The sequence below is a fragment of the Inquilinus sp. genome (assembly GCF_057815775.1).
In genome coordinates this window covers 1-2050 of sequence record NZ_JBYRFX010000259.1, presented here as the reverse complement: position 1 = coordinate 2050, position 2050 = coordinate 1, and the positions used below count along the sequence as shown (strand labels likewise).

Below are 2050 nucleotides of genomic sequence, written 5' to 3'. Positions count from 1 at the left end.
GTGGCCCAGGGATGCAGGGAGCTGACGACGACGACGAGCTGGTCGCGGGCAACTGGCTGCAACGACAGCAGCGGTTCGTCTACCTCGCCCTCGACGAAGCCAAGTTCAGCGCTGCCTTCGCGGATCGCCTGGGCGACCTGGGTGGTGTTGCCGACGGTCAGGCGGACCTCGATCCCGGGATAGGTTCGGCGAAACGCGACGAGATGGCGCGGCAGCCAGTAGCTGGCGATGGTCTGGCTGGCCTGCACCGCGAGGATGCCGCGTTTGAGGCCGGCCAGTTCCGACAGCACCAGTTCGGCGGCCTCCGCCCGGGCGAGCACGGCGCGCGCCTCGACCAGGAACAGGGTACCCGCCTCGGTCAGTTCGATGCCGCGGCCGACACGATGGAACAGTTTGGTGCCGTGGCGGGATTCCAGCGCCGCGATCGCCGCACTGGCCGCGGATTGCGCCAGATGCAGCGCCTCCGCCGCTCGGGTGACGTGCTGGCGTTCGGCGACGGCGACGAAGACGCGAAGCTGGTCGAGGGTCATGTGAGGCATTTTGCGGCGGGCGAACGCGTCGCGCCACCGGTCCGGTTGCCCGCGCGGCCGGGCCTGTGCGAGGTTCGCGATGAATGGATGCAGCAGCTTTGATCCTGTCCTCCGGCAATAGGATCCCAGCGATGCCACGACCGGGATGACCGGGCGAGCGCCGTCGTATCGGGCGCTGCTGGCGATTGCCGATCTGCCGTCCGTGCTGGCTGCGACCGTGCTGTCGCGGCTGGCCGGGCGGATGCTGTCGCTGACGCTCGTGCTCTATGCACTGAACCGGTTCGCCTCGCCTGAGCTGGCAGGCTGGTTGAGTTTTGCCGCGGTGGCCCCGGGGCTGCTGTTCAGTCCGCTCGCCGGGGTGCTGCTGGATCGAATCGGGTCGGCGCGCGCGATCACCGTGGACATGGCGTTCAGTGCGCTGTTGATCGTGGCAATGATCGGCGCCGACCGGCTGGGGGGCGCGACGCCATCGCTGCTGCTGGTGCTGGTCGCGTTGTTCTCGCTGACCAGTCCGCTTGGTGTGGCCGGTGTGCGGGCGCTGCTGCCGCGGCTGGTGCCGGCTGAAGCGCTCGACCGGGTGAATGCACTGGATACCGCGATTTTCGCCGTCGCGGAGGTCGCTGGGCCGGCGGTCGCCGGGGTGCTGATCGGATGGGCGGGGGCCGAACCGGCGCTGGTGGTCATTGCGGCAACCTATGCGGCGGCGGCGCTGTGCATCGCCGGGGTCAGGCGGTCATGGCCCTCGGAACGCCGGCGCGGATCGATGCTGCGCGATGCGATGGAGGGGATACGGGTCGTCCTGCTGCAGCCGACGTTGCGCGGCCTGGTGGTGTCCTACGCGCTATATCAAGTCACCTGGGGCGTCCTGACGATTGTGGTGCCGGTGTGCCTGATCGCGAGGCTTCCGGCCGGATCGGCTAGTTCGGGCGTCGGACTGCTTTGGGCCGGCGTCGGCGTGGTCGGCGGGCTGGGCGCGCTGCTGGCGGGGAGGTTGCGAACGGCAGGGCGCGAGCGGGCAGTGATGGCCTGGGGGATGGGGCTCACGGCGATTGCGGCCTGGCCGGTCGCTGGAGTGTTCGGTACTCCAGGCCTGGTCGCGGGCCTGCTGCTCGCTGGACTCCTTGCTGGGCCGATCGATGTCGGCCTGTTGACGCTGCGCCAGCGGCGGACCGATCCGGGGCAGCTTGGGCGCGTGCTTTCGGTGTCGATCAGCCTCAATATCGCGGGCTTCCCCGCGGGTGCGGCGCTGGGCGGGATGCTGGTCGAGTGGTCTGCGCCGGTGGCACTTGCCGTCGCCGGCATTGTCGCCGTTCTGGCCGCTGCGGCGACCCGGATGATCCCCGGCGAAGCTGCGCGGGGCGCTGCCGCCTGAGGCGCCGCCCGGGATCAGGGGCGAATCGCGCTCTCAGACCTGAGAGTCGGAGCAGTTTCTGGTGTACTGACCAACGGATCGCGCCACAAGCCTGTCAGAAGAAATGTCAGGTCGGTGCGATCACAGATAACCCATAGCCCCGGACAGC

General features: G+C 69.4%; 2 protein-coding genes. One reads left to right on the top strand and one right to left on the bottom strand.

Features of this window, described 5'->3' with window-relative positions; translation table 11 throughout:
• A partial coding sequence (locus AC3XYG_RS09190; protein WP_489139518.1) for a LysR family transcriptional regulator occupies positions 1 to 530 on the bottom strand: 530 nt, incomplete at its 3' end.
• 145 nt (positions 531 to 675) lie between these two features.
• Here AC3XYG_RS09190 and AC3XYG_RS09185 point away from each other — a divergent pair.
• Positions 676 to 1902, top strand: a complete 1227-nt coding sequence (locus AC3XYG_RS09185) for an MFS transporter (RefSeq protein ID WP_489139517.1) — start codon at positions 676 to 678, stop codon at positions 1900 to 1902.
• Positions 1903 to 2050: the final 148 nt, after the last annotated feature.